Source organism: Pradoshia sp. TA40_28 (genome assembly GCF_059694525.1).
Map to the genome: position 1 here is coordinate 117,271 of NZ_JCATZO010000007.1, position 23,510 is coordinate 140,780.

Annotated in this window: 28 protein-coding genes; 7 read left to right on the top strand and 21 right to left on the bottom strand. The window is 36.6% G+C overall.

Features of this window, described 5'->3' with window-relative positions; all coding sequences use genetic code 11:
• Positions 1 to 16: 16 nt before the first annotated feature.
• Positions 17 to 469 carry a MarR family winged helix-turn-helix transcriptional regulator gene (locus AC58NB_RS11225; RefSeq protein WP_497426919.1) on the bottom strand — a complete coding sequence of 151 codons (453 nt, stop codon included), beginning with the start codon at positions 467 to 469 and terminating at the stop codon, positions 17 to 19.
• Positions 470 to 628: 159 nt separating this feature from the next.
• Positions 629 to 1,009: a nuclear transport factor 2 family protein gene (locus tag AC58NB_RS11230; protein ID WP_497426920.1), complete on the bottom strand. Its 381-nt coding sequence runs from the start codon at positions 1,007 to 1,009 to the stop codon at positions 629 to 631.
• A 104-nt stretch (positions 1,010 to 1,113) separates the two neighbouring features.
• On the opposite strand from AC58NB_RS11230, the gene AC58NB_RS11235 reads away from it, so the two are divergent.
• The gene (locus tag AC58NB_RS11235) at positions 1,114 to 1,245 is read left to right on the top strand and encodes a hypothetical protein (protein ID WP_497426921.1); all 132 of its coding nucleotides are present in this window, start codon (positions 1,114 to 1,116) and stop codon (positions 1,243 to 1,245) included.
• 36 nt (positions 1,246 to 1,281) lie between these two features.
• Complete coding sequence (locus AC58NB_RS11240) at positions 1,282 to 1,575, top strand: hypothetical protein (protein WP_497426922.1); 294 nt, start codon at positions 1,282 to 1,284, stop codon at positions 1,573 to 1,575.
• 71 nt (positions 1,576 to 1,646) lie between these two features.
• Here AC58NB_RS11240 and AC58NB_RS11245 read toward each other — a convergent pair whose 3' ends face one another.
• The 9 genes from AC58NB_RS11245 to AC58NB_RS11285 form a co-directional block, all read right to left on the bottom strand.
• Entirely contained in the window at positions 1,647 to 2,519 is an 873-nt protein-coding gene (locus tag AC58NB_RS11245; protein WP_497426923.1) for an aminoglycoside phosphotransferase family protein, read from the bottom strand.
• A gap of 67 nt (positions 2,520 to 2,586) precedes the next feature.
• Positions 2,587 to 2,892 carry a GNAT family N-acetyltransferase gene (locus tag AC58NB_RS11250; protein ID WP_497426924.1) on the bottom strand — a complete coding sequence of 102 codons (306 nt, stop codon included), beginning with the start codon at positions 2,890 to 2,892 and terminating at the stop codon, positions 2,587 to 2,589.
• Between the two features lie 52 nt (positions 2,893 to 2,944).
• Positions 2,945 to 3,838, bottom strand: a complete 894-nt coding sequence (locus AC58NB_RS11255; protein WP_497426925.1) for a DMT family transporter — start codon at positions 3,836 to 3,838, stop codon at positions 2,945 to 2,947.
• 61 nt (positions 3,839 to 3,899) lie between these two features.
• Entirely contained in the window at positions 3,900 to 4,337 is a 438-nt protein-coding gene (locus AC58NB_RS11260) for a GNAT family N-acetyltransferase (RefSeq protein WP_497426926.1), read from the bottom strand.
• 81 nt (positions 4,338 to 4,418) lie between these two features.
• Positions 4,419 to 5,138 carry a nucleotidyltransferase domain-containing protein gene (locus AC58NB_RS11265; RefSeq protein ID WP_497426927.1) on the bottom strand — a complete coding sequence of 240 codons (720 nt, stop codon included), beginning with the start codon at positions 5,136 to 5,138 and terminating at the stop codon, positions 4,419 to 4,421.
• A 125-nt stretch (positions 5,139 to 5,263) separates the two neighbouring features.
• A complete protein-coding gene (locus AC58NB_RS11270) occupies positions 5,264 to 5,800 on the bottom strand; it encodes a GNAT family N-acetyltransferase (protein WP_497426928.1) in 537 nt (178 codons plus the stop codon).
• A gap of 116 nt (positions 5,801 to 5,916) precedes the next feature.
• Positions 5,917 to 6,462 (bottom strand): GNAT family N-acetyltransferase, encoded by a 546-nt coding sequence (locus AC58NB_RS11275; RefSeq protein WP_497426929.1) that lies wholly within the window; start codon positions 6,460 to 6,462, stop codon positions 5,917 to 5,919.
• Between the two features lie 50 nt (positions 6,463 to 6,512).
• Positions 6,513 to 7,268: an SDR family oxidoreductase gene (locus AC58NB_RS11280; protein WP_497426930.1), complete on the bottom strand. Its 756-nt coding sequence runs from the start codon at positions 7,266 to 7,268 to the stop codon at positions 6,513 to 6,515.
• Between the two features lie 149 nt (positions 7,269 to 7,417).
• Positions 7,418 to 8,029 carry a TetR/AcrR family transcriptional regulator gene (locus AC58NB_RS11285; protein WP_497426931.1) on the bottom strand — a complete coding sequence of 204 codons (612 nt, stop codon included), beginning with the start codon at positions 8,027 to 8,029 and terminating at the stop codon, positions 7,418 to 7,420.
• A gap of 169 nt (positions 8,030 to 8,198) precedes the next feature.
• Between AC58NB_RS11285 and AC58NB_RS11290 the strand changes: the two genes are divergently transcribed.
• Positions 8,199 to 8,951, top strand: a complete 753-nt coding sequence (locus AC58NB_RS11290; RefSeq protein ID WP_497426932.1) for an SDR family NAD(P)-dependent oxidoreductase — start codon at positions 8,199 to 8,201, stop codon at positions 8,949 to 8,951.
• A gap of 290 nt (positions 8,952 to 9,241) precedes the next feature.
• On the opposite strand, the gene AC58NB_RS11295 is transcribed toward AC58NB_RS11290, so the two are convergent.
• From AC58NB_RS11295 to AC58NB_RS11335, 9 genes are all read right to left on the bottom strand, one after another.
• Positions 9,242 to 9,802 carry a nucleotidyltransferase family protein gene (locus AC58NB_RS11295; protein WP_497426933.1) on the bottom strand — a complete coding sequence of 187 codons (561 nt, stop codon included), beginning with the start codon at positions 9,800 to 9,802 and terminating at the stop codon, positions 9,242 to 9,244.
• Positions 9,803 to 9,835: 33 nt separating this feature from the next.
• Positions 9,836 to 10,141, bottom strand: a complete 306-nt coding sequence (locus AC58NB_RS11300) for an AzlD domain-containing protein (protein WP_497426934.1) — start codon at positions 10,139 to 10,141, stop codon at positions 9,836 to 9,838.
• A complete protein-coding gene (locus AC58NB_RS11305) occupies positions 10,141 to 10,860 on the bottom strand; it encodes an AzlC family ABC transporter permease (RefSeq protein ID WP_497426935.1) in 720 nt (239 codons plus the stop codon). Before AC58NB_RS11305 ends, AC58NB_RS11300 begins: the two co-directional genes overlap by 1 nt.
• Before the next feature lie 118 nt (positions 10,861 to 10,978).
• A complete protein-coding gene (locus AC58NB_RS11310; RefSeq protein ID WP_497426936.1) occupies positions 10,979 to 11,773 on the bottom strand; it encodes an ABC transporter ATP-binding protein in 795 nt (264 codons plus the stop codon).
• Positions 11,748 to 12,785 (bottom strand): ABC transporter permease, encoded by a 1,038-nt coding sequence (locus tag AC58NB_RS11315; RefSeq protein WP_497426937.1) that lies wholly within the window; start codon positions 12,783 to 12,785, stop codon positions 11,748 to 11,750. Before AC58NB_RS11315 ends, AC58NB_RS11310 begins: the two co-directional genes overlap by 26 nt.
• 45 nt (positions 12,786 to 12,830) lie before the next feature.
• A complete protein-coding gene (locus AC58NB_RS11320) occupies positions 12,831 to 13,820 on the bottom strand; it encodes an ABC transporter substrate-binding protein (RefSeq protein ID WP_497426938.1) in 990 nt (329 codons plus the stop codon).
• Between the two features lie 297 nt (positions 13,821 to 14,117).
• Positions 14,118 to 15,671 carry a fatty acid--CoA ligase family protein gene (locus tag AC58NB_RS11325; protein ID WP_497426939.1) on the bottom strand — a complete coding sequence of 518 codons (1,554 nt, stop codon included), beginning with the start codon at positions 15,669 to 15,671 and terminating at the stop codon, positions 14,118 to 14,120.
• A gap of 300 nt (positions 15,672 to 15,971) precedes the next feature.
• Entirely contained in the window at positions 15,972 to 16,961 is a 990-nt protein-coding gene (gene lplA, locus AC58NB_RS11330; protein WP_497426940.1) for a lipoate--protein ligase, read from the bottom strand.
• A 17-nt stretch (positions 16,962 to 16,978) separates the two neighbouring features.
• The gene (locus AC58NB_RS11335) at positions 16,979 to 17,713 is read right to left on the bottom strand and encodes an MBL fold metallo-hydrolase (RefSeq protein WP_497426941.1); all 735 of its coding nucleotides are present in this window, start codon (positions 17,711 to 17,713) and stop codon (positions 16,979 to 16,981) included.
• A gap of 350 nt (positions 17,714 to 18,063) precedes the next feature.
• On the opposite strand from AC58NB_RS11335, the gene yhfH reads away from it, so the two are divergent.
• Entirely contained in the window at positions 18,064 to 18,198 is a 135-nt protein-coding gene (gene yhfH / locus AC58NB_RS11340; RefSeq protein WP_077247967.1) for a protein YhfH, read from the top strand.
• Between the two features lie 194 nt (positions 18,199 to 18,392).
• Here the strand turns inward: yhfH and AC58NB_RS11345 are convergent, their stop codons facing one another.
• Positions 18,393 to 18,533 (bottom strand): hypothetical protein, encoded by a 141-nt coding sequence (locus tag AC58NB_RS11345; protein ID WP_497426942.1) that lies wholly within the window; start codon positions 18,531 to 18,533, stop codon positions 18,393 to 18,395.
• A gap of 1,077 nt (positions 18,534 to 19,610) precedes the next feature.
• Between AC58NB_RS11345 and AC58NB_RS11350 the strand changes: the two genes are divergently transcribed.
• The 3 genes from AC58NB_RS11350 to AC58NB_RS11360 are packed head-to-tail and all read left to right on the top strand — an operon-like array spanning position 19,611 to position 23,492.
• On the top strand, positions 19,611 to 20,654 hold the full coding sequence (locus AC58NB_RS11350) for an ABC transporter substrate-binding protein (RefSeq protein WP_497426943.1): 1,044 nt from the start codon (positions 19,611 to 19,613) through the stop codon (positions 20,652 to 20,654).
• 16 nt (positions 20,655 to 20,670) lie between these two features.
• Positions 20,671 to 21,801: an ABC transporter ATP-binding protein gene (locus tag AC58NB_RS11355; protein ID WP_497426944.1), complete on the top strand. Its 1,131-nt coding sequence runs from the start codon at positions 20,671 to 20,673 to the stop codon at positions 21,799 to 21,801.
• Positions 21,798 to 23,492 carry an ABC transporter permease gene (locus AC58NB_RS11360; RefSeq protein WP_497426945.1) on the top strand — a complete coding sequence of 565 codons (1,695 nt, stop codon included), beginning with the start codon at positions 21,798 to 21,800 and terminating at the stop codon, positions 23,490 to 23,492. The genes AC58NB_RS11355 and AC58NB_RS11360 overlap by 4 nt, the downstream gene beginning before the upstream one ends.
• Positions 23,493 to 23,510 lie beyond the last annotated feature (18 nt).

Genomic DNA, 23,510 nt, shown 5'->3' on the forward strand with positions numbered 1-23,510 from the left:
TGTCTCCTTTATGATATCAATACGTTCTTTTGTTGCCCTTTTTAATAAATTCCCAGTCTACCTCAATATTTTTTCTAACCCTTTGAAGCATACTGGAAATAGTTTCCATTTCTTCTTCAGAAAATCCAGCTAAGGCAACTTTATTGGAATAATCATGTTCTCTTTTTATAAATGGATAAACCTGATTCCCCTTCTCTGTTGGAAAGAGCTTTTTTATTTTCTTGTTTTGTGGATCTGCTCTCTTTTCAATAAAATCATTCATTTCAAGTTTTTTAATGGCACGTGCTGCAGTCGTACGGTCAACCTTTATCATTTCAGCCAGCTTTTCTTGAATAATCCCCGGGTTTTCGCATACCCGGACCAGATATAAGTACTGCCCCTTTGTAAGGTTAAATTCTTTAAATTCTATATTACTTATCGAATCTAATGCTCTGGCAATCATTCCAATTTCGCGTAAAATCTCTTTCATAATTGCATCTCCAATACTTTATGTACTCCAATATACTCTTATATTTATTATAAAATATTTTGTTGCAATTACAACAAAAATGAAAGTGCAGCTATCCAGCTGGAAACAAACCCCTATTCCTTCTATAAGTCACTTACTATCCTTATCCTCAATCAACTTCTAATTGTTGACTTTTAAAACTTCACTTAGTCCTAATGGCGAGATGGTACCTTGGTGAAAATATAATTGCCATCTGCCATCAATAAATTTCCAGATGGAACTTCGGTATGTGTTACGAGCTCTCGTTTTATCTACAATAAAATAGGTGGATAATACGACACCGGATGCTAACGGATAGATTTCATAGTTATAGAGTGACATCTCCGTTAAAACAACTCCTGTTTCTAAGCATGTTTTTTTATCAAACATATAGCCTGAACTACCGATTTCAAAGAAATCATCTGCCAATATTTGATCCAATTTTTCTCGACTATTACGAACTTCAAGACTAATATGACTTTCCTCTAGTTCTTTGAGATGTTCTTTTAAATTTATGTCCATTAAATCTTCCCCTTACTTTATTAGCTATAATTATCCAACTTCTTCTGAGTCAATTGAATATTTTCCTGTCTTTCTTCAAATGTTAAGCATGGAGGTGAGGGAAAATGAAAAATAACCAAAACCAATTTCGAGTACGTAATCAAGAAAAGACATCAAAAAACGGTGATTCTCCTTTAAAACATATACCTACTGTAGATAGTCGCCATGGTTCACATATTAAATCGAATGATGAGTAATCAAATTACCATTGTGAAACAGAAAGGAGAATACGGATGACAGAGTATAATAAAGATGTTATTCAAACAAAAATGGAACAAATCTTTTCTCATACTTGTGGTTCTTTTGAAAAATGTACAGAATTCAATATCCAGACTTTTTTAACCCAATGCTATGAAGAAAACATTGATCCACAATATTGTTTAAGCTGGGTTTCGGAACATAATGCAAAAATCCCCAATTGGGCTAATGTATCAAGAATGTCACAGGAATGGATTAATGGACATACCTCTACTGGCTCCACATTTTCACTCGATTTGGACGATGAAATGCACTTCGGTAAAAGCTAAGCTGTCCAAATGGACAGCTTTTCCAATGCTAACTCGCCTAGAAATCATGATTATTTAAATCATCTCTAGTTTTAACGTAACAGTTTTTTTAATATAACCAGATTTTCTTCAAGAAAGTCAGTGTGTTTTTCGACTCCGCGCTGTTTACACCATCCGATACTATTGAAAGCATCTGTAAATCGATAAAAAGGTAAGACAATTTCTAAATCAAGCAGAGGTCTGATACTTTGATAGCCTTCTTTATAGGCTTGATAAAGGGAATGGTCATAGCTTAAAAAGTCACGGTGAAGTTTAGTGAAATCAATTTCTGTTGAACCAAATCGTACAGATTCAAAATCTATAATTCCTGAGACTTGATCGCCATCCATTATAATATTTGCTGGGCGAAAATCCATATGTACTAAGCTAGGCCCATCAGGTTCAGGCAGAAGCGCTTTCATAATTTCAAACTTTTCTATGGATTGTTTATATAAATGTTCATCCAGGACATCTTTTACATCCTCGGCAAAACTGTAAAATTTAGATTCAACAAAACTAGACCAATTCTGGAATTCATTTTGTATGGAATTCAACTCTTTTCTAGGTGGCAGCTGAATAGAATGCATCGAAGCATGAATAACCCCCACTTGATAAGCTGCCTTTGGTGAAACCTGTGTGGTTAAGGGTTGTCCTTTCAATTCGGATAATAAAAAAGCACCAGGACAATTCTCATCACCAATCCAACAATCTAATAACTCCGGAATGACAACCCTATCTTTCAAAATTTCATAAGCTTCTAATTCCCGCTGGAACTTCAATTTTGTATACGGAATTTTGATATACCGATTTTCGCCATTAAGCAACTTACATTTATAGACTGTTGAACTATAAGAATTCTCAACCTCATTTATGGATAATACCCGCAGCCCAAATTGTTCAATGACTCGTTTTATGATCAAAATCACACCCCCATTGTCGTTATACAGGAGAAATTCCTAACGAAGGATTTCTTTTATAGCACTCTCAAACAATTCAACATATGTATACCATCTTCAAAAACTCAAATGTGCTTCCGTTTGTCTCCCACATAAAAATCCCGGCATCTTTAAACCCAATTTTCCTATATACTTTTATAGCTCTTTGATTAAAGGTGGCAACTGATAGGGTGATTTTATCAGGTATAAAATTTGATCGAATAAAGTTCATTGATGCTATTAAAAATTCTATCCCCTTGCCATTTCCCGTTAAATCCGGCCTCATTCCTAAACCAATATCAACCGTTTTATCGCCACTTTTATGAATACTTAAGAAAGCGACCAATTCAATAATGTTATCCACATTATTTCGACATCATTTTTTCAAAAGTCCTTCTTCCTATTCATCTATCTGGTTACGTCGATTTCTTCTTTGGAAGAGTAACAATTACTACACCTGCTATAATTAGAATCGCCCCAATAAAGAAATGAACGTCCAACTTTTCATTTAGTAAAAGCCATCCTAAGAATGAACCCACCAATGGCTGAAAAAAGAAAAACAATGAACCTATCCCTGCATCCATTAGCTCCAGTCCTTTATTCCAAAGAAAAAATGCTCCTGCTGTTGATACTACTCCCAAATAGATAATCCCCAAAATAACTAAAGCGTGATCGTAATCGACACTATTGGATTGAAGTTCCCCTATCATTACGGGTGTTGTAAAAACAAGCGCAAACATTACAGCATAAGTAGTGATTGTTAAAGCCGAAAACCGCGTTGAAGCTAGTTTTACATAAACGGATAATAACGCCCAAGTAATCGCAGCCCCCACTAAAATCATGCTTCCCAAAAAATGGTCTCCAGCCTTTGTATCCCAGCCAATGACCGTGATGACTCCGATGGTTGCCAATAGGACTGAAATAACTTTTCTACCCGTTAGCTTTTCCTTCAGAATAAACGTTGCAAAAATAACCATAAAAGCTGGAGTAGCTGACGTTATTAACGATCCCGTGTGGGCATCCGATAGTTTGGTACCAATGAATTGAAGAGCGATTGATACAAAATAACCTATAAACCCGATCCATCCCAGCAGCAACCAGTCTTTTTTCTTTATCGTTTCTCGAGTCTTATTTTTAATTTGAACAGTACCCAAAATGGCATACAAAACAACAAAAGCCACCAAATATCGTAACCACACTAACGTCAATGGCGGGATATAATCTAAAACATATTTGCTAACTACATACATTCCGCCCCACATACTCGCGGCTAAGGATAAACAAATGGCTCCCAGTAAACTTTGTTTCATTATGACAATACCTCCATAGGAGATTAAAAATTTAAATACTGACCTGGATATATAGTCATTCCTATTTTAAAGACTTCTTAAATACATAACTTACTTTGTCATAGTTCATCCGCTCTTCATAAAAACGATGAGCAGCTTTACGCTGCAATCCTGATGATAAGGATATCGTTTCATACTTGTTTTCCTTAGCCCATTGATGAACATATGTAAGCAATTGTTCACCATATCCTTTTGACCGTTTATTTATATCCGTGACCAGATCACATACCCAAACAAATCGACCATTATAAAGGGTGATCATCGGTTTAAACCCAATAACTGCAACCACTTCACCATCTTCAACTAAAGCGAGCATTTTGTATCTATCGTTTTCTTGTGCATCCAGTACTAAATTTAAATATGTATGTTCATCAAGATGAGTCCGTAGCTGTCTCATAACCGGAAATGCTTCCAGTATCTCATTTTTTGATTGAAGTTCTTTAATCATAAATGTATTCATCCCCTCTAATATCCGAACATTCCGTTAATTTTATTCACCATATATCTATTAGTGACTTTAGCTAATCTCCCTATATAACCTTTATTTTTTCCCTATTGAAAATCCGTGAAATAACTGTCCACCAAAGGGTTTTAATACATCTTCAATTAAATGAATGACTTGGTTTTTCTCACCTGTCCGATAAAAATGATCAAAAGCTTCTACAAAAAGGTTTGCGAACTGTTCGTCAAATTGTTTTAAAGAGCGAACTATCCACTTAGATGCACCAATCCATTTTCGATTTGTTCGTAATACAAATTCACTTACCAATTCAGCAAGCGCATTGGCTATAAAAAGCTCCTCTGCCCGATTCGTACTGCCTTTAAAATCATCAAGAACATCCGTAATAAAATAACGCTTTATATTAATCATTTCGGCTGACCATTCTTCTGGGCCTTTTCCCAGTATTTCTTTAGCCTCTTTTTTAATTGAATCGATTATTCCATCATCCTTTAAAACCACACCTTCCGATACCATTCTTGGCAGTGAAGGCCTTGCCCGTTCACAATCATTTTCAAAAAATGGTTTATAAGAGGTTAAATTATGTACAAAGATTTCGATAGGCCAATTAAATTCTATGAATGACTCTCGATAAGATGAACTGATACCTTTGTCAAAAATCACAATATCAAGGTCAGATGTTTCCGTTGCCTCACCTCGAACAACACTGCCTGCCAATAGGGCACCCTGGCAGTTTGGAAAATAATTTTTGATAAACTGATGAGCAGCTTCTTTTGGGTTCAACTTTTTGAATGGATCCATGACTCACCTCTGATTCGACAAATTTCCTACTAGTGGATTCTACATATAGAAAGAAAATTCCTTCTACGTATCTGTCTATTTGTTAAAAAAGAAAAAAGAACTGGTTGACAGCTCTTGATTTAACATTATTTCATAGTATCCCATTCTTCTCTCAATAATCCCATTCTAATAGAGTCATAATACTCATTATTATAGAATCGACATTTTCTTAATCTTGCTTCCATTTGCATCCCTAATTTTTCACCAACTTTAATCATTCTGTGATTACCGGACCAGGTTGTGAACCCAACGCGCACTAAAGGCATCGTTTCAAACAAATGGTTAATCCAAAACTTTAAAGCTATCGAACCATATCCACCATTCCAGTATTGCGGATTATAAATACCGATGCCCATTTCTAACCACTTCGAAGGCTCATGTTCCCAATAATAACTGACTGTACCGATTATTTTCCCTTCTACTTCTATCCCCCAATAATGTTCTTGATCAATAATCTTATCCCTTTTCTTAAAGAAATCATTATAGGTCATCGACTTATGGTCATAATAAGGGGCATCCCACTTTTTCCATTCAGGAGATTCTTCTTTATACGCTATTTCCCATAAAGAATATAAATCCTCTTGTTTAAATGGCCTTATAACTACCTCATTTTCCTTAGACATATGGCTAACCAGCCTTCCTCTGAACATTTATGTATACCAAACCAATACACTAAACTACCTTAAATTTGCTACACAAACCGAAGCCATTACTCAATTACTTTCCAAGAAATACCCACTCAATCATTGAATCTACCCATTACAACCGTACTATAATACTTACCATCCGATAGACGTTTATCCTTTTTCAAAATCCCTTCCACTTCAAAACCATGTCTTTTATACAGCTCAATTGCTTTTTGATTTGTTTCTCCTACATTTAAAGTCATCTTCTTAATGCCAATGGAGTCTGCCCATGAGATAGACTCTTTTAAAAGATTTTTACCAACGCTGTATCCCCAAAGCTCTTTCAATACACCCACGCCAAATTCCACTTTATGAAGAAACCTTTTCAATTCTATCCCTTCACATCTGCTATAGCCTACAATTCGTTCCTCGACTACAGTCACTAAGAATAGATTTCTTGAGCTATTGGCATCAGAATGAATCAGCTGTTCAAAATCGAAAGCATTCATAAATGCTTCTCCTTTTTCTCTATCCATATTTTCTGTTTCTCCATCAATTTGAACACGCAGGCCAGATAAAGCCTCTGCATCACTCTTAATTGCCGATCGAATCGTATAGGTCATACCATTTGAATGAAATTCCCGTTTGTTTATTTTCATATTCATCTCCATTCGTTAGCTATTAAATAGACTTCTTTATTAATAGCCTTTTAACCTCGTATGAACCCGCCTTCTGAATGAATAACTTGACCAGTTATCCACTCTCCTTCGTCAGACACTAGGAAACCAATCATACGAGCTACGTCCTCTGGTACACCTATCCGCCCCATCGGAAACTTTGGTAAGAGATTCTCCCGAATTCCATCTGTCATCCATGTTGAATCGGTTGGACCAGGGTTTAAGGCATTTACCGTAATCCCTAATGAAGCTACTTCAGCAGACAATGATCGAGTAAATGCAGAAATAGCCCCTTTTGTAGCAGCATAGGCTAATTCACCAGGCATTGCGCCCAGTTCCTGCCCTGAGGTCATATTAATGATTCGGCCTGCTTGGTATCCGGCTTTTTTAAAGCGCTGAGCAAACTCCACACATAGTAAAAAAGTAGTTCTCATATTAACTGCATAGTGATCATCCAGTATTTTTACATCCAAATTCAAATACCCATCGCTTGTTGAATGGGCTGCATTATTAATTAATATGGATGGCACTCCCAATTCTCCAGAAACACGGTCCAAAATCTCATATGCAGCGTGCTCATTCGACAAATCAATCTCCATGCTTCTGCAACGGACTCCGCTTGTTTGGATCTCATTACAAAAGTTTTCTGGCCAATCCCGTACTGACTTCCAGTATGTAAAGAAAATATCCGCTCCTTGTGACGCTAATTTCTTACAAATAGCCGTTCCGATATCTCGCGAACTGCTCGCTCCAGTTACTACAGCTGTTTTCCCATACAAAGAAGTCATCATATTCCCTCCGTTAAATCAGGTATAAGATTAATCATAATGATTAATCCAAAATTTTACAACTAATGCATTTAATATTGATATGTAAAAAAGGAGTCCTGCTAAATTTAGAAACTAGCAGGACTCTCTTTAAAGTTTTTAAAGTTACATCATCTATATTTTTTATTTTGATTTCGAATAGTTCCTAGTGAATATTTAAATATCTTTACTAACTCTTTAGAAAACTCTTCAGGTTCAGTAGGGAAATCAGCAATAACCCAATCCAAGATTAAACCCATTAATCCATATGAATAATATTTATTTAATAAATCCTTGTTTATACTAATCCCATCATTTGTATTCTGAAAATCAAAATCTTCTAAATATAATTCAGCAAACATATTAGTTAATTTTTCACGAAAATCAATTTGTATATTTTCTCCTAGTAGAATTTTGTACCATTCACCATATTGTTTAAAATGTTTAAGAATAAAAATAGGCTCGTTTTCTAGTCTTTGAACATCGATAGCAGCCTCCTTTATATATGAACTCCGTTGTGCTTTACGTGCTTCATCAAAAAGAATATCAATAATCTCATATAACATATCATCTTTCTTCTTATAATGAATATAGAATGTTCCTCTGCTATATCCTGCTAAGTCGATAATATCCTTGATAGTTATTTGCTCATACTTTTTTTGCAATAATAATTCAAATAATGCATTATATAAATCTCTTTTTGTTCGTTGTATTCGTTTATCTAAAAACTGATACTCTGCCATCACTTTCACCACCTACAAATTTTTTTATACATTCTTTGAAGATATGTTTATTAATGAACATTTACTAATCTCTTATATATCGTGATTTTCGACCTATTTTCTTATAATTAAATTATAATCGATTGTTAAACCAAGTGTAATCGGTTTCGAATCAAAGGAGGATTTAACTATGAAAAGACTAGAGGGGAAAGTTGCTATAGTTACTGGAGCAGGTGCAGGACAAGGTGCTGCTGAAGCTATTCTATTTGCACAAGAAGGCGCAAAAGTTATCGCTACTGATGTGGCATTTGAAAATGTTCAAAACGTTGTAAAAAAAATTAATGAAGAGAATCCTGGTAGTGCAATTGCTCTTAAACACGATGTATCATCCGAAGAACAATGGCAAACTATAGTAGGAGAAGCTATTAAAGCCTTTGGAAAAATTAATATTTTAGTTAATAATGCTGGCATTCTTGCTACTAAACCTTATCAAGATACTAATATTGATTACTGGAATCTTGGTATGAATATTAATGCTTGGAGCCAATTTGTTGGTATGAAAACAGTTGCTCCTTATATCAAAGAAGCAGGTGGCGGTTCTATTGTAAACATCGGCTCAATGGCAAGTGTTGATAACTCTGGTGGTTTTACTGTATATACTGCAAGTAAAGGTGCAGTTGAAGCACTTACTCGTTCAGCTGCCGTTCAATTTGGACCAGATAAGATCCGAGTGAATTCTATTCACCCAGGTGCAATAGCAACCAAAATGTTAACAGATACAATTACTACTGACGAGGCGATGCAAGGTGTTATCGGGATGATTCCTCTTGGTAGAGTTGGTGAACCTATTGATGTTGCCAAACTTGCTCTATTCCTAGCAAGTGATGATTCCGATTACATTTCTGGAACTGCAAATATAATTGACGGTGCAATGAGATTATAGTAAAAAGCTACAAAAAAAGAATCTAAATGAAAAATTATCAAAGCCATTCATACAGAATGGCTTTGATTTTATATCTACAGCTGACCTCGCCTTAGCTGTATAACAAAAAAGAACTGATCAAAACTCTTGATGTTGAAGTAACGCCACTAATCGTTTAAGTGTATTTTTCCACATATTTAGTATTCATTTTCATTTATTTATAGCAGTAATGCTTTCTACCATAAAAAGATTCAACAAAAAAGGTATATCAACACCCTAAATTCCTATGAATATTAGACACAAGCAGTATATTAAACTTCTATATATAAGTCACTCCAAATCATATCCCATTTTTTCTCCCTCAGACGCTCGTTATATATTACATGTAAGTTGTTGTTTTTTTGATAGTAAGGAGTAGGTTTAATCCGCTTTTCAAACAAATCCTCTAGACCATATGGAGCCATTATCTCTAATTTATTCGTAAATAATTTTACAGCTATTGCTGTAGGTATTTCAGGAAAATGGGCAACCCCATCAAAAGAAGAATGATAAGGTTCAAATCCATTTTTCAAATGCATTCTTGCTTGATTTTTCACGGACCAAGGTTGGTTAGGCACTAGAATCTCTAATTGTTCTTCTAAACTCTTTTCTGTTTCCCGATTTGTATCCGACTGATCAAAATAAATAACATCAATGTCATTTATTGGCGTAATAATGTTGTGTAAACCATCCCAGACTTTATTTCTAATTAATCCCGCAGAAATCCAAGCATCATTTAAATTCAATTTCTCAACGGCTTTCAATAATGAAAATAAGTAGTCATCTTGTTTAATAATTTCTATCAACTGATTTTCATATTTAATCGCAATCACCTCTCCTCAACTCCTATTAGTACTGGCGTAACATTATAAAAAAATAGACAACACTGTTAAAATACCAATCGATCCTACTACTACAAGCATAACATTAGCTCCAAGCAGAGAGAGAATGATGGCTGACATCCCTCCAATTAATCCCATCCAAATCGATTCCTGTATAAAAAGAACACCAGGAAAAATTAAGGCACCCAGTGTTGCAAAAGGGATGTTTTTTAAAACACCTTCCCAAAAGGGAGAAAGTTTCATTTCTTTAAATAAAATAAACGGCAGCAATCTTGGGATGTATGTAACGAGTGCCATACCCAGTACAAGCATAAAAATAGAAGCAGTCATTAGCTTGTCCTCCCTTTACCAATCACTGTATACACCCATTCCACTAAAATGGCTGAAACAAGCGTAGACGCAATAATCGACCAGCCTGTGGGTAATAGACCCGTTATGGATAATAAGGTGTTAAAAATTGCTCCCGTACCGGCAAGGATGAAAATTTTTCTGTTCTTCGACAAGGATGGTATTAAAAGAGCAATAAACATGGCATAGAGGGAAATACTCATACTTTCCTGTAAGCTTTTAGGTAAACTGGTTCCAAACAAATAACCAATTCCTGTGCAGAGGACCCAGCTGAGATAAGCAATCCCTCCGAGCCCAAACATATAGCCTGCCGTTATTTTTCCATTTTTAAAAGAAGCGACCGAGAATGTTTCATCTGTAATTCCAAAAGAATAAATATCCTTTTTCCACAAAGGATCCTTCGCTGATTTTAACTGTATGGACGTCGCCATTAATAAATGACGGATATTTAAAATAAATGTAGCGACAATAATTCCTAATACATCTGTACCTAGTAACAGTAAATTTAATGCTGTGTATTGTGAAGCACCCGCATAAACAAATATACTCATTGATAAGGCCTCGCCCAATGATATACCTGATGATTTGGCGAGCAAACCAAAGGTCAGCGCAATCGGGAAATAGCCAATCGCAATACTGACTCCTGCCTGAACCCCTTCCTTAAAATCCGATATACTGCGCTCGGCTACCTGCACCTCCATGACATACCCCTTTCCACACTTACTGTTGCCATTTATTCCAACAAGGATGATTGTCTAAAATAGATTGAAACAGCAAGCTTAAGCTTGCTGTTTCTGTTTGTTTACTCGTATAAATAGATTATCCCAGCAAGCTTCGATCAGAGATTTGCGTATTCCGTTTTAGTTTTTGGAATTCATTCATCAATAGATCTATCGTTAGCGTCTGTTTAGAGGTTTGATCTGCTTCATAAATAATTTCTCCGCTATCCATCATGATTAATCGATTACCCAGATCAAGAGCCTGCTGCATATTGTGGGTAACCATTAAGGTTGTCAATTTGTGCTCTTTCACGATTTTCTTCGTAAGCTCCGTTATTAGCTCTGCCCTCGACGGATCAAGCGCTGCGGTATGTTCATCAAGAAGCAGAATATCCGGTTCTGTGAACGTAGCCATTAATAAAGATAATGCTTGCCGTTCTCCGCCTGACAACAATCCGACCTTAGCTGATAAGCGGTTTTCGAGCCCTAAATGAAGCTCTGCCAGTTTGGCTTTAAAAAATTTTCTGCGCTTATTTGTAACACCGAACCCGAGCCCTGCTTTTTTTGTTCTGGCATAGGCAATCGCCAGATTTTCTTCAATCGTCATCGTCGGCGCAGTCCCAGCCAACGGATCCTGAAAGACCCTTCCTATTTTCCTGGCACGACGATGCTCTCCAGCATACGTTAAATCGGTATCATTAATGACGATTCTCCCTGAATCAGGCAAGATTTTACCTGAAATCAAGTTCATTAGCGTAGACTTACCGGCTCCATTACTACCAATAACCGTTACAAAATCACCCTGCTTCAGTTCAAGATTTATCTGATTCAATGCCACTTTTTCATCAGGAGAGCCCTCATTAAATACTTTAAATATCTGACTTAGTTGCAGCAAGTTGCTCTCCTCCATTCCGATCTATACTGGTTTTAGCGGGTTCAGCATGTAAGCTTCTCATTCGATTGCGTCTTTTACGGCGTTTTTTTGTACCGTCTATCCATTTCGGAATGAGCAAGGCAACGATGACAATAACTGCTGTGATTAATTTCATATCTCCCGCTTCAAGAAACTCCACTTTAAGGGCAAAGGCAACAACCAATCGATACAGAATCGCTCCACCAATGACTGCAAAGGTAGCTCTGGCAATCGACTTGGAACCAAATACTGCTTCTCCGATAATAACGGAAGCAAGTCCAATGACAATAATCCCGATTCCCATCCCAACATCAGCGGAACCGTTATACTGTGCAACAAAAGCTCCTGATAAAGCCACCAGTCCATTAGCGATTCCGAGTCCGAGCATTTTTGTTATATCCGTATGAACTGAAAAGCTGCGAACCATTTGTTCATTATCTCCTGTGCCCCGAATCGCAAGACCAATCTCCGTTTTCATAAAAGCGTCCAACACTACTTTCACAAGGAGAACAACTACAACCATCGGTAAAACTATAGACCATGTATGAGGGATGTAACTTTCTAATCCAATGCTTGTAAAAACAGAACCAATCCAGTCATCCATTCTCAGGCTGGACCACCATGTACCAAGCTGGGTAAAAACCGTATCTTCTGATAATAATGATACATTTGGCTTGCCAAGAATTCTTAGATTAATAGAATATAAGGCAATCATCATTAAAATTCCCGATAAGAGCGGATTAATTCCACCTTTTGTATGCAGTAACCCCGTCACGATTCCAACGAAGAACCCAACAAATATAGCAGAAATAGTAGCGAGCAATGGATTTGTTCCGCCTGTAATTAAAATAGAAGCAACGGCTGCCCCTGTTACAAAGCTGCCGTCCACTGTCATATCGGGAAAGTTAAGAATTCGAAATGATAAATAAATACCTAATGCCATAAGGCTATATATAATGCCGGCTTCCACCGAACCAAAAACAGATGCAAACACGTATTACCCTCCCTTTCTGTTTGGAATTATTTACGGCTGAAAGAACTATTTCACAAACTCAGCTTCTTCTTTTATTTGGGTATAATCTATCTTCATTTTCTCAGCGGCTGACTTATTAACAACCAATTTCAAGTTGCTTGGTGCTTCAACAGGCAGTTCCTTTACCTCTTTTTCACTCTTTAACAATTGGATAGCCTGTTCACCGGCCTGATAACCAATATCGTAATAATTGAAACCATATGCGGCAAAACCACCTCTTTTAACAGAATCTAGTTCACCAACAAATAATGGAAGACTTTCTTTTTCTGCCACCTGAATCACTGACTCAAGTGCGGATACCACTGTATTATCCGTTATGACATAGAGAGCATCCACTCTGCCCACTAAGGAATCTGCAGCTTGCTTTACTTCAGAAGTGTTTGCAACCGAAACCTTTTCAAGTTTTAGTCCATTTTTCTTTGCTTCTGCTTCAACAGTATCTACTTGAACCTCCGAATTCTGTTCACCGGCATTATAAATTGTTCCAATCTTCTTATAGCCTATTTCTTTGATTAACTTCACCGTATTAGGAATGGCATCTGGATGGGCATCCGTCGTTCCGGTAACATTTTTATCCGGCGCTTCCTTACTGGAAACTAATTTTGCCCCAACTGGATCTGTAACAGATGTAAATACAATGGGTATATCTTTCGTTGCATTAGCTGCAGTTTGCGCACTTGGCGTTGCATTCGCAAAAATAAGATCTACTTTTTCACTCACTAGGTTATTGGCAATCGTTTGAACATTGTTTAACTCACCCTGAGCATTCTGTTCATCATATTTAATGGACAGTCCGGAATCCTCCAGCGCCTTTTTAAAGCCCTTCGTTGCTTCATCAAGCGATGGATGTTCTACAAATTGAGAAATTCCTACTTTATATTGTTTTTCTTTCCCATTTGAATCGCCATCCCCGGATGATTGATTATCCGAACTACAACCCGTAAGTGCAATGGCTGATAGTACCGCGATACTTCCTAACAAATTCCTTATTTTCATATTTTGCTCCCCCATCCTTTTACACTTTTATGCTTCTATGCTTTTATTTGTTAAATTATAGCTTTAAAATTTTACAAACGCAATCGTTATTTTTGAATTTTCAGACAACAGAAATCAAGGCGGATCCACACAGAAATGCTATAGTATATGATTTTTTTTGCAAGAAGAATAGGTGACATCCAACAAGGAAATGAATAAAAATTCAATCGCGCATAAACTCAAAAAAATAAGGAAAGATTTTTTTCATTTATAACAAAAAAAATTCCCGCATCACTGCGGGTCCAAGTAACCGTTCTTCTATTTTATTTGTTGCAGCACAGCATTTTTTAAGGCTCTGCGCAGAATTTTACCGGTTGTATTTTTGGGGAGCTCTTCCATAAAATCAATCGATTCCGGTACTTTATATTTAGCTAAATGCTCCTGACAGTAGTGAATTAACTGTTCTTCCGTCAAATCAGGATTTTTGGACACTACAAAACATTTAATGACTTCTCCAAGATTCGGATCCGGAGCCCCTATTACGGCTACTTCCGATATTTCTGGATGGGCGAATAAGACCTCTTCCACTTCTCTTGGATACACGTTAAATCCACCGACAATAACCATATCTTTTTTCCTGTCTACAATATAAAAATAACCTTCATCATCTTCTCGAGCTAAATCACCCGTATATAACCAACCATCCTTAATAGTCGCTACGGTTTCTTCAGGCATTTTATAATAGCCCTTCATCACATTTGGACCCTTCACTATTAACTCTCCAACTTCACCCGATTGAACCTTTTCACCCAATTCATCCACCACCTTATTCTCCACATGAATAATTGATTTACCAATGGAGCCAGGTTTTCTTGGGCGATCGATTGGATTAAAGCAGGTTACAGGGGATGCTTCTGATAGACCATATCCTTCTGAAATCATCACATTAAACTTCTTCTCAAAATTCGTTAATAAAGCAACCGGCATAGCCGAACCGCCGGAAATACAAAAGCGTAAAGTTTTAAAGCTATTTTCATCGGCATCGGGATATTGCAAAAGATAATTATACATAGTCGGTACCCCGGCAAATAGAGTTACTTCATATTTTACAGCCACTCTGAATACTTCTTGAGGACTAAATTTAGGTAAAATGATCAATGTTCCGCCATTCAGCAACGGAGCATTTAAGGAAACTGTCAAACAAAACACATGGAACATGGGCAGTACTGTAATAACACGATCATTCTCATTAATCTGCAGGTAATCAGCCACATCTCTGGCATTACTATATAGATTTTTATGTGTAAGCATTGCCCCTTTTGGTTTACCGGTAGTACCTGATGTATACAAAATAAGAGCTGTGTCATCTTCCTCCACTACCGGGGCAGAAAACTGTCCAGTTGCCATTCGGATCACATCTGTAAACGGTTTCATTTTGCCGCTAATCGAAAGATCCTGAGGCAGTTCATCTGGTCCTTTACCGGACGGACAAACAATGACATGATTGATCTCAGGCAGCATTTGTTTCATCTTGTCAAACATAGGTATGAGTAAATCCAATGTGATAACTGCTTTTACATCTCCGTTTTTTAATATGTAGGCTATTTCATCAGGTGTATAGGTTGGATTAATCGGAATAGCCGTTGCTCCTAATCTCAATACTCCATATAAACCTATTATAAAATGCGGTGAGTTGCCCAATAATAGAGCGACATTATCTCCTTTGTTTACCCCTAAACTTTGAAGACCATCAGCAAAACGGGTTACAGCTCCATTCAATTCAGCATAACTCGTTTCCTGATCCATAAAAATATAAGCGGGTTTTGTTTTAAACTTTTCTGCCGTTTCTAGAAGTTGGGTTGATAAATTCATATTATTCCCTCCCCTGTTAGAAAGGTGTAAGTTTTGTTAAAATATTCTAAATACACCCAATCTTTATTATAGAAAAAGAACTAGGTATAAGCAACTATTTAAAATTAGATATACGGATTGACTAACCATCCATTATAAAGAGCAACACACAGTAAAATAGACCCATTCCTTGATATGTTTTCACAAAAACAACGTATTTCTTTTGAAATAGTTATTTAAGGAAATATAAAAAAGCTTCTTAAGGCATATTAGACCCTCAGAAGCTTTTTAATCAAAAATGATTTCAAATTATGATTTTATTTAATATAAAAGATTAACAAAATCCTCTGTTGTGATATTCCCAAAATAATGGCTGACATTTACATCTTTCAATGCTTGTCCGAGCTCGGCTTTAGAAAATCTCACACCAATTAATCGTTTTTCAATATCTTCTACATCCCCAACTCCAAAGAAGTCACCATATATTTTACATTCCTCAATTTTCCCTTTGGCTACCTCTAAGCGAATATCAATTTGTCCAACTGGGTAACGATGAGAATGCTGAATGTTAAATTTAGGTGATTTCCCATAATTCCAATCCCATTGTTGATAACGTTCTTCAGAGATTTCCATGATTTTTTCCCAATCTTCATCTGTCCATTGATATTCCTGTATATTTTCCGTCCCACCAAAAATATGTTCAAGTAGTTTTTTACGGAATTCTTCCATCGTCAATGGCTCAGACAGAAACTCAGATATGTTGGCAACTCTGCTGCGAATAGATTTAATTCCTTTAGATTTGATTTTATCTTCTTTTACCTTTAAAGCTGATACGACATTTTCAATTTCACTCGACAGCATTAAGGTACCATGACTGAACATTCTTCCTTTAGTAGCAAATTGAGCATTCCCTGAAATTTTACGCTCTCCAACCACTAAATCATTACGGCCACTCAACTCAGCATTTACACCTAATTCTTTCAATGCTTCAACTACTGGCTCAGTGAACTTCTTGTAGTTATGGAAGCTTTCACCGTCATCTTTCGTGATAAAGCTGTAATTCAAATTTCCGAGGTCATGATAAACCGCTCCGCCTCCCGAAAGTCTGCGAACAACAATAATATCATTCTCTTCAACATAATCGCTGTTGATTTCCTCGATCGTATTTTGATTTTTCCCAATGATAATCGAAGGTTGGTTAATATAAAACAGCAAATAGGATTCATCGATATCCAAGTGTTTTAAAGCATACTCCTCTATGGCCAAATTAATACGTGGATCTGTTATTCCTCTATTATCTAAAAATAGCATGTGTGATTCCCCCTGATTTAAATGGTAATTTGTAAACCTGTTTTGGCTAATTCAATTTCACCCTTATATACTTTAGCTGCTTGCTTTACTAGATCATTCTGATTACCAAAGTGAGGTAAATGAGTCAATATCAATGTTTGAACAGCCGCATCCTCAGCAATTTGTCCAGCTTGAATACTGGTCAAATGCCCAGCTTTTTCAGCATTCATCCCTTCATAAAAATTGCACTCGCATAGCAAAACATTCGCTCCTCTGAAAAAAGGAACCAGTTCCGGAAAATAAGCCGTATCTGCCGTATAGGCTAACTTTTGTCCCCCTGCTTCTATCATATAAGCATAGCATGGAACAGAATGTTTTGTTTTAAGTGCCTTTATACAAAAGGGACCGATTTGAGTAGATTGGCCTTCCATAATGGGTTCCCACACTGTCTGGCTTTTATAAGTCAGCGTACCAGCTGACGTTTGATCTTCTGTGTGGGCAAAGATAGGCAATGGATTTTTTTGATTTCCTAACATTTGATCTATTAACAAAGCATGTTGTAATACACCTATGTCTGCCATATGGTCTGTATGAAAATGCGATAAAAGAACGGCATCCAAATCACTTGGTTTTATGTATTCCTGCAACTGAGATAATACTCCGCTTCCGCAATCGAGCAGTAATTTAAATCCCTCATGCTCAATTAGATAACCCGAACTTGCTTCTTTTTTTCCTGGATATCCGCCCCAAAATCCAATAATAGTTAAACGCATCCTACCCCTCCATTCTAGATCATTCAAGCTTGATTTTGTTCGCATAGACTAGAACGAAACTTTCCTTCAAACAAAAAGGATTAGGCTCTACATTCAGCAATCCTTTTCCACTTTGTGCTCGCACTCGAAAACTCATTTCACTTTATAGGAAAGTAAACCTTGATGGAATCTAATAAAGCTTCACACTCAATATATAACAATTAGCCTATTTTTTCATCTTTTTCAAAATTGTACTAAAACAGTGTTGACTTCACATATCTGTTGTAATACAATAGCATTATCAAGCAGTTATATAACAGATTCAAGAAAAAAATGCTGTTATAAATCAAATTAAAACGGAGGTTTTAAACATGGTACGAAACGTTATGGAATTCTTCAGAAACTTGCCCCCTAAGAAATGTTCAGAATGCGGTGAAAATATTGAAGAACAGCATGAATGCTACGGAATCGTCTGTGATAAATGCCTGCGTCATGTATCTGAATAGTCTTTAATGAATGTTAGCAGCAATCCCCTTTAACCCTGGGATGCTCATATCGACTGTATTCATACAGTCCCTGATTTTTTAAATTCCCTCTATTTTGCGATTTGCAAAAAACCAGCCAATTATATGGCTGGTTATTTTTTTGCTTTTTACTATTTGCAAGAACGCAAAAATTAATCGTATGGACATAAAATTGGTCACTTAGCACTTGGATTCTTCCTTGCACTGACCGGGGATTGTTTAACCCCTATTTTTAAAACAGGAAAATAACCATTTAATGTCGTTTGAGAAGGTGTTAGAATAATTGATGGTAATCCAATCATTCCCAAATCAACCATCCTTTTATGATACCTTAAAGAACAGCGCAAGAGTATTGGATAAGAAGAAATGATAAATGAGGTGTCAAAACAAATGGAAGACACACCAAAAAGAACTGAAAAATATAAAAGAAAAGAACCCCCAAATATTCTGTTTTTTGTTGGAAGTATTTTTCTATTAACCGAACTTCTTCCTAGCCAATTTAGCTATAATTGGACAACCATCGGTGTATCATTGGGTTTATTTCTATTTATGATTACTCTTAATCTGGTTAGTAATAGAATAAAGGGCTTTTATTATACAAAATGGATCGTGTTTATTCTTACTTTTATTTCAGGTGTAGGTTTGCATATCTTTAATATCATAAATGATATTTGATCTATCATTATTCAATGGGTTATGGGGGAAATAACCGCTTTAAATAAAAGATTAAAAGGACAGGTAAATAAAACCAAAATGGGACTTCTTTCTCGAAGTCCCTCTTTGTTCTTAATCATTAGTTTGAAATGATTTTTACATGTATACCATGCTTCGTTTTTCTTTTTCGATAGATATATAAGAAAATAAAAATCGGCTTATTATAGAATACAGATGGGTCAATCATTCTATTATTTTTATTTCATGTATATACAACATCAGTCTCTTCCGCCATTTCCAATTAAATGCATTCCGCTTGAATTGTTCATATCTCATATCTGTTTCATTTCATAAAAAATGACTCGTTTCTTCCTATCCATCCCACTTTACTAATCATACGTTTTCAAGAATACCACTCTATTTTCTATCCTTCCTAAAATAAGTCTAATATCTTCACTTAAACTGTATTGTATGATCAATATTTCGAAACTAATTTAAAATACTCTAGATTTTATTATCCTGTGTTCATCAGTAAGGACCTGGACAAAATTTCTTAGGCATTATTATAATCTTTGGGATACTGAATATAATTAAGCAATCGAATACTCACAGAAGAGATTGAGAGATGAATCCGAAGAAAATGAAAGCCTTTACAAATGATAAGGGTTTGAATTTATGATGCCTTCTCTCTTTTTCTTTGCTTATTATTCGTAATAAAAATGGGAACAGGGGGTTGAATTATGTCAAAAAGAACTTGGTTAAAATCATCAATGTTTTTAGCGGTTAGTGTACTGTTACTTGGCGGATGTGCAGGAGATAACTCAACAGCAAAACCGGGGAAAGAAGGAGATAGTGGAAGAATCGCTTTCTATTCACCTGAAACACCTGATATGACCAAAGAACTGGCAGCAAAGTTTGAAGAACTTCATGGTGGCAGTGTTGATGTTCAATATGCAGGTACAAATATATTAGTGAACAAAATGATGGCTGAAAAGGATAATCCGCAAGCTGATATTTGGTACGGAGGCGGAGGCATCCTTCCTTTCGAAGCAAATGCAGACAAAGGAATTATCGGGGCCTATACTCCTGAAATAGCGAAGGATTGGGAAGTAGTAGAAAACGGCATTAAGGTAAAGCATCAGGATGGCAAATATGTTGGCGTCGAAGTATTTGTATTAGGTTTTTCATATAATACGGAATTAGTAAAACCGGAGGATGCTCCTAAAACTTGGGATGATTTATTAGATCCCAAATGGAAAGGTAAAATCCAATTTCCGAATCCAGCTGCTTCTGGAACTGCAACTCTCATGGTTTTAAATGAGATGATGCAGCGTGGTGAAAAGGAGGGATGGGAATTTTTCGAGAAATTGATGGAACAGGCTAATTCCACTCCAGATTCTGGTTCAGCCCCAACGAAAGCAGTCGCAATGGGTGAAGCACATATTGGAATTGGATTTGATTTTATGGCTTATGAAGCAAAAGCTAAAGGTGAAACAGTCGATTTCATCGTTCCTGACAAAACTCCTATTCTTGTAAATCCAGTATCGATTGTGGAAGGTGGACCTAATCCAGAAGGCGGAAAAAAATTCATTGACTTCCTGCTTTCTAAAGAAGGCCAGCAAATCCTAGCAGATTGGTACCACATACCAATTAACCCTGAAGTAGAGTCGAAAACACCTCTATCTCTTGAAAAGATAAAATCAAATGCTGTGGATTTGGATATTGACTGGGTGAATGAAAATTATGATCGCGTTCGAAACGAGTGGAAAGAAAAATTCCAGTAAATAAAGGTGGATTGTTATGGGTTCAGTAAAAATTAATCAGTTAAATAAAGAATTTTCAGGTGTAAAAGCATTAACTAATGTGAACCTGGATATCCAGGAGGGCGAATTTTTCGCTCTCTTGGGTCCCTCTGGTTGCGGGAAAACTACCACTATGCGATGTATTGCCGGTTTTGAACAACCAACATCAGGAACCATCAGCATTGGGGATAAGGTAGTGAACAATATACCACCTAATAAACGTAATTGTGGGATGGTATTCCAAAGTTATGCTCTTTTCCCTCACATGAATGTTTTCGAAAATGTAGCATACAGCCTTAATATCAAACAATTAAATTCAAGCAATCTTTTATCAAAGTTTGGAATCTATGCTCGCCTTCTTAATCGCCGATTAGGAAGAACCCCTAAAGTAATAGAAAAAAAGATTGTCGAGATCCTTGAATATGTCGAGTTAGATCAATATGCAAAACGATTAACGAGTGAATTATCAGGTGGGCAACAGCAGCGTGTGGCTTTAGCACGTGCATTGATTATGGAGCCTGCGGTTCTTTTAATGGATGAACCCCTATCCAATCTAGATCAAAAGCTGCGCCATTCCATGCGCAATACCATCCGAAGAATCCAGCAAGACCTTGGGATTACAACTATTTTCGTTACACACGATCAAGAGGAAGCAATGAGTATGGCAGACCGAGTAGCGGTCATGAATGGAGGCGAAGTTATGCAAATTGGAACGCCTACAGATTTATACAGTAACCCCGCTACCCCTTTCATCGCCAATTTCGTAGGAACTTCCAATATGTTAAAGGGATCTATTATTGAAGAAAAAAATGGTATCTCAATCGTAAAGGGGAATGGATTTAAATTACGATCAACTCATAAAGGCAGTAAAAAAGAAGTCGAGGTCATTATCCGTCCTGAAAGCATCCAGATTTATAAATCAATGGACTCTATGTTGAACGAATCTCTTAACCTAATAGAGGGAGAAATACTGATTTCAACCTATCTTGGTTCTATTGTCCGTTATGAAGTTAAGGTTGGAAATTATCGTTTATTTGTAGATACTACATACTCCCCTGGAGACGGCATCTTACAAGAAGGAGAAAAGGTGAAAATGGCAATTGAACCTGAAAGGGTGCTTTTGATATGAGTAAACTAAAGGATGCATTAAACGGGTTAAAGCTAGTTAAAATCCTCATTTATCTTTTCTTTGGCCTGTTTTTGATCTTGCCCTTGGTATCCGTCTTTTTAGTCAGTTTTACAGGTCAGCCTGTGAATCTCTTAGGTGCGCTTTTCGATCCCTCCATATTTACTTCAACGATAGAAAAATTTAAAGCATCATCATTGGAGACTTATCAGTCTATTTTTTCTAATAAAGGGTACTTTAATTCTTTGGTGAACAGTTTGCAACTCGCCATAACGGTTGCTGTCATCGTCATCTTAATCTGTATTCCTATAGCCTACGGCATTGCAAGAACAACCATGCCATTTAAGAAGATACTATCTGCTTTATGTACGATACCGTTGATTGTTCCGACTTTCATTTCGGCATATGCCTTTATTTTAATGTTTGGAAGATCTGGTTGGTTTACTTATATATACAATGTCCTCGGCGGAGATGGTATGTTAATCAATCCATATTCCATGACAGGAATTATCATCGCTCAGGTGTTTTTCTTCTTCCCTTATGCCCTATGGCCCATGGTAGCAGCCTTCAAAGTCAGCGATATAACACTTGAGGAAGCATCGCAAAATTTAGGAGCGAAGAGCTGGTTTACCTTTATCTTTGTTACATTTCCATTAGCCATTCCAGGCGTGATTTCAAGTGCTCTGCTCATCTTTACTGTCAGTTTTTCTGATTTCGGTACCCCAATCATCTTGGCTCCCACAAATCTGAATTTATTAGTAGTTGAGGCCTATCGAGAAATCTCTGGCTTCTTTAACTGGGGAGGTGCTGCAATCTTAACCGTTGTTATGATGATAGTCGCAGCATTCTTTTTTTGGCTACAACATTTGTTTACTAAGGGCAAAAATTTTGGTTCGGTTTCTGGAAAACCAAAAACACAAAAATTAAATAACAATAAGATTTTAACCAGAGTTCTTTCCCTATACTCTGGACTCGTTGTATTGATTCCAATGCTTGCAATGGCCTCTATTGTTCTTCAATCTCTCGCAACCACTTGGGGAAAAGACTTACTGCCATCAGGATATACGTTAAAACATTATCAGACAATCTTCACGAACTCATTGGGCAACATTCAGAACAGTATCATTCTGGCTGTTGGAGCCTTAATCTTGAGTATTGTAATCGCAACTTTTGTTTCCTATTTTGTTGTGCGTCAAAATTCTTCGAAGTTAGACTTTATAACCAACATTCCTTTAATTGTCCCTGGAATTGCTTTCGGCATTGCGTTAATTCAAACCTTTAATACAGCTCCTTTACAATTAACCGGAACAGCGTTTTTATTAATTATCGCTTATACCATCAGAAGACTTCCTTATATGATTCGCTCGACTATGGGAACGATGAGAGCTATTAAACAGGATATAGAGGAAGCTGCCATTAATTTAGGTGCGACTCCATTGACAGCTGCCATTACGATTATCGGTCCTTTAATGTTACCGGGGATAGCGGCAGGCTCTATTCTGGTATTTGTAACAGTAATTAAGGAAACGAGCATTTCGATACTAATCGCACCTGCAGAGTGGGCACCAATGAGTTTGGCTATATTCCAAAATATTTTACGAGGAGAATACTATACTGCTGCCGCTATGTCAGTCTTCCTTGTAATCCTAGTATCGATTCTGCACGCAATTGCAAGCCGTCTATCTAAAAATTAATGTTTTTATTGGGGGGGA

Coding starts and splice junctions, on each gene's coding strand:
- AC58NB_RS11355 (WP_497426944.1), top strand. CDS start 20,671: ATGGGTTCAGTAAAAATTAATCAGTTAAATAAAGAATTTTCAGGTGTA.
- AC58NB_RS11225 (WP_497426919.1), bottom strand. CDS start 469: ATGAAAGAGATTTTACGCGAAATTGGAATGATTGCCAGAGCATTAGAT.
- AC58NB_RS11325 (WP_497426939.1), bottom strand. CDS start 15,671: ATGAATTTATCAACCCAACTTCTAGAAACGGCAGAAAAGTTTAAAACA.
- AC58NB_RS11240 (WP_497426922.1), top strand. CDS start 1,282: ATGACAGAGTATAATAAAGATGTTATTCAAACAAAAATGGAACAAATC.
- AC58NB_RS11265 (WP_497426927.1), bottom strand. CDS start 5,138: ATGGATCCATTCAAAAAGTTGAACCCAAAAGAAGCTGCTCATCAGTTT.
- AC58NB_RS11230 (WP_497426920.1), bottom strand. CDS start 1,009: ATGGACATAAATTTAAAAGAACATCTCAAAGAACTAGAGGAAAGTCAT.
- AC58NB_RS11290 (WP_497426932.1), top strand. CDS start 8,199: ATGAAAAGACTAGAGGGGAAAGTTGCTATAGTTACTGGAGCAGGTGCA.
- AC58NB_RS11235 (WP_497426921.1), top strand. CDS start 1,114: ATGAAAAATAACCAAAACCAATTTCGAGTACGTAATCAAGAAAAGACA.
- AC58NB_RS11300 (WP_497426934.1), bottom strand. CDS start 10,141: ATGACTGCTTCTATTTTTATGCTTGTACTGGGTATGGCACTCGTTACA.
- AC58NB_RS11255 (WP_497426925.1), bottom strand. CDS start 3,838: ATGAAACAAAGTTTACTGGGAGCCATTTGTTTATCCTTAGCCGCGAGT.
- AC58NB_RS11270 (WP_497426928.1), bottom strand. CDS start 5,800: ATGTCTAAGGAAAATGAGGTAGTTATAAGGCCATTTAAACAAGAGGAT.
- AC58NB_RS11335 (WP_497426941.1), bottom strand. CDS start 17,713: ATGCGTTTAACTATTATTGGATTTTGGGGCGGATATCCAGGAAAAAAA.
- AC58NB_RS11320 (WP_497426938.1), bottom strand. CDS start 13,820: ATGAAAATAAGGAATTTGTTAGGAAGTATCGCGGTACTATCAGCCATT.
- AC58NB_RS11285 (WP_497426931.1), bottom strand. CDS start 8,029: ATGGCAGAGTATCAGTTTTTAGATAAACGAATACAACGAACAAAAAGA.
- AC58NB_RS11280 (WP_497426930.1), bottom strand. CDS start 7,268: ATGACTTCTTTGTATGGGAAAACAGCTGTAGTAACTGGAGCGAGCAGT.
- yhfH (WP_077247967.1), top strand. CDS start 18,064: ATGGTACGAAACGTTATGGAATTCTTCAGAAACTTGCCCCCTAAGAAA.
- lplA (WP_497426940.1), bottom strand. CDS start 16,961: ATGCTATTTTTAGATAATAGAGGAATAACAGATCCACGTATTAATTTG.
- AC58NB_RS11260 (WP_497426926.1), bottom strand. CDS start 4,337: ATGAATACATTTATGATTAAAGAACTTCAATCAAAAAATGAGATACTG.
- AC58NB_RS11345 (WP_497426942.1), bottom strand. CDS start 18,533: ATGGTTGATTTGGGAATGATTGGATTACCATCAATTATTCTAACACCT.
- AC58NB_RS11350 (WP_497426943.1), top strand. CDS start 19,611: ATGTCAAAAAGAACTTGGTTAAAATCATCAATGTTTTTAGCGGTTAGT.
- AC58NB_RS11360 (WP_497426945.1), top strand. CDS start 21,798: ATGAGTAAACTAAAGGATGCATTAAACGGGTTAAAGCTAGTTAAAATC.
- AC58NB_RS11275 (WP_497426929.1), bottom strand. CDS start 6,462: ATGAAAATAAACAAACGGGAATTTCATTCAAATGGTATGACCTATACG.
- AC58NB_RS11305 (WP_497426935.1), bottom strand. CDS start 10,860: ATGGAGGTGCAGGTAGCCGAGCGCAGTATATCGGATTTTAAGGAAGGG.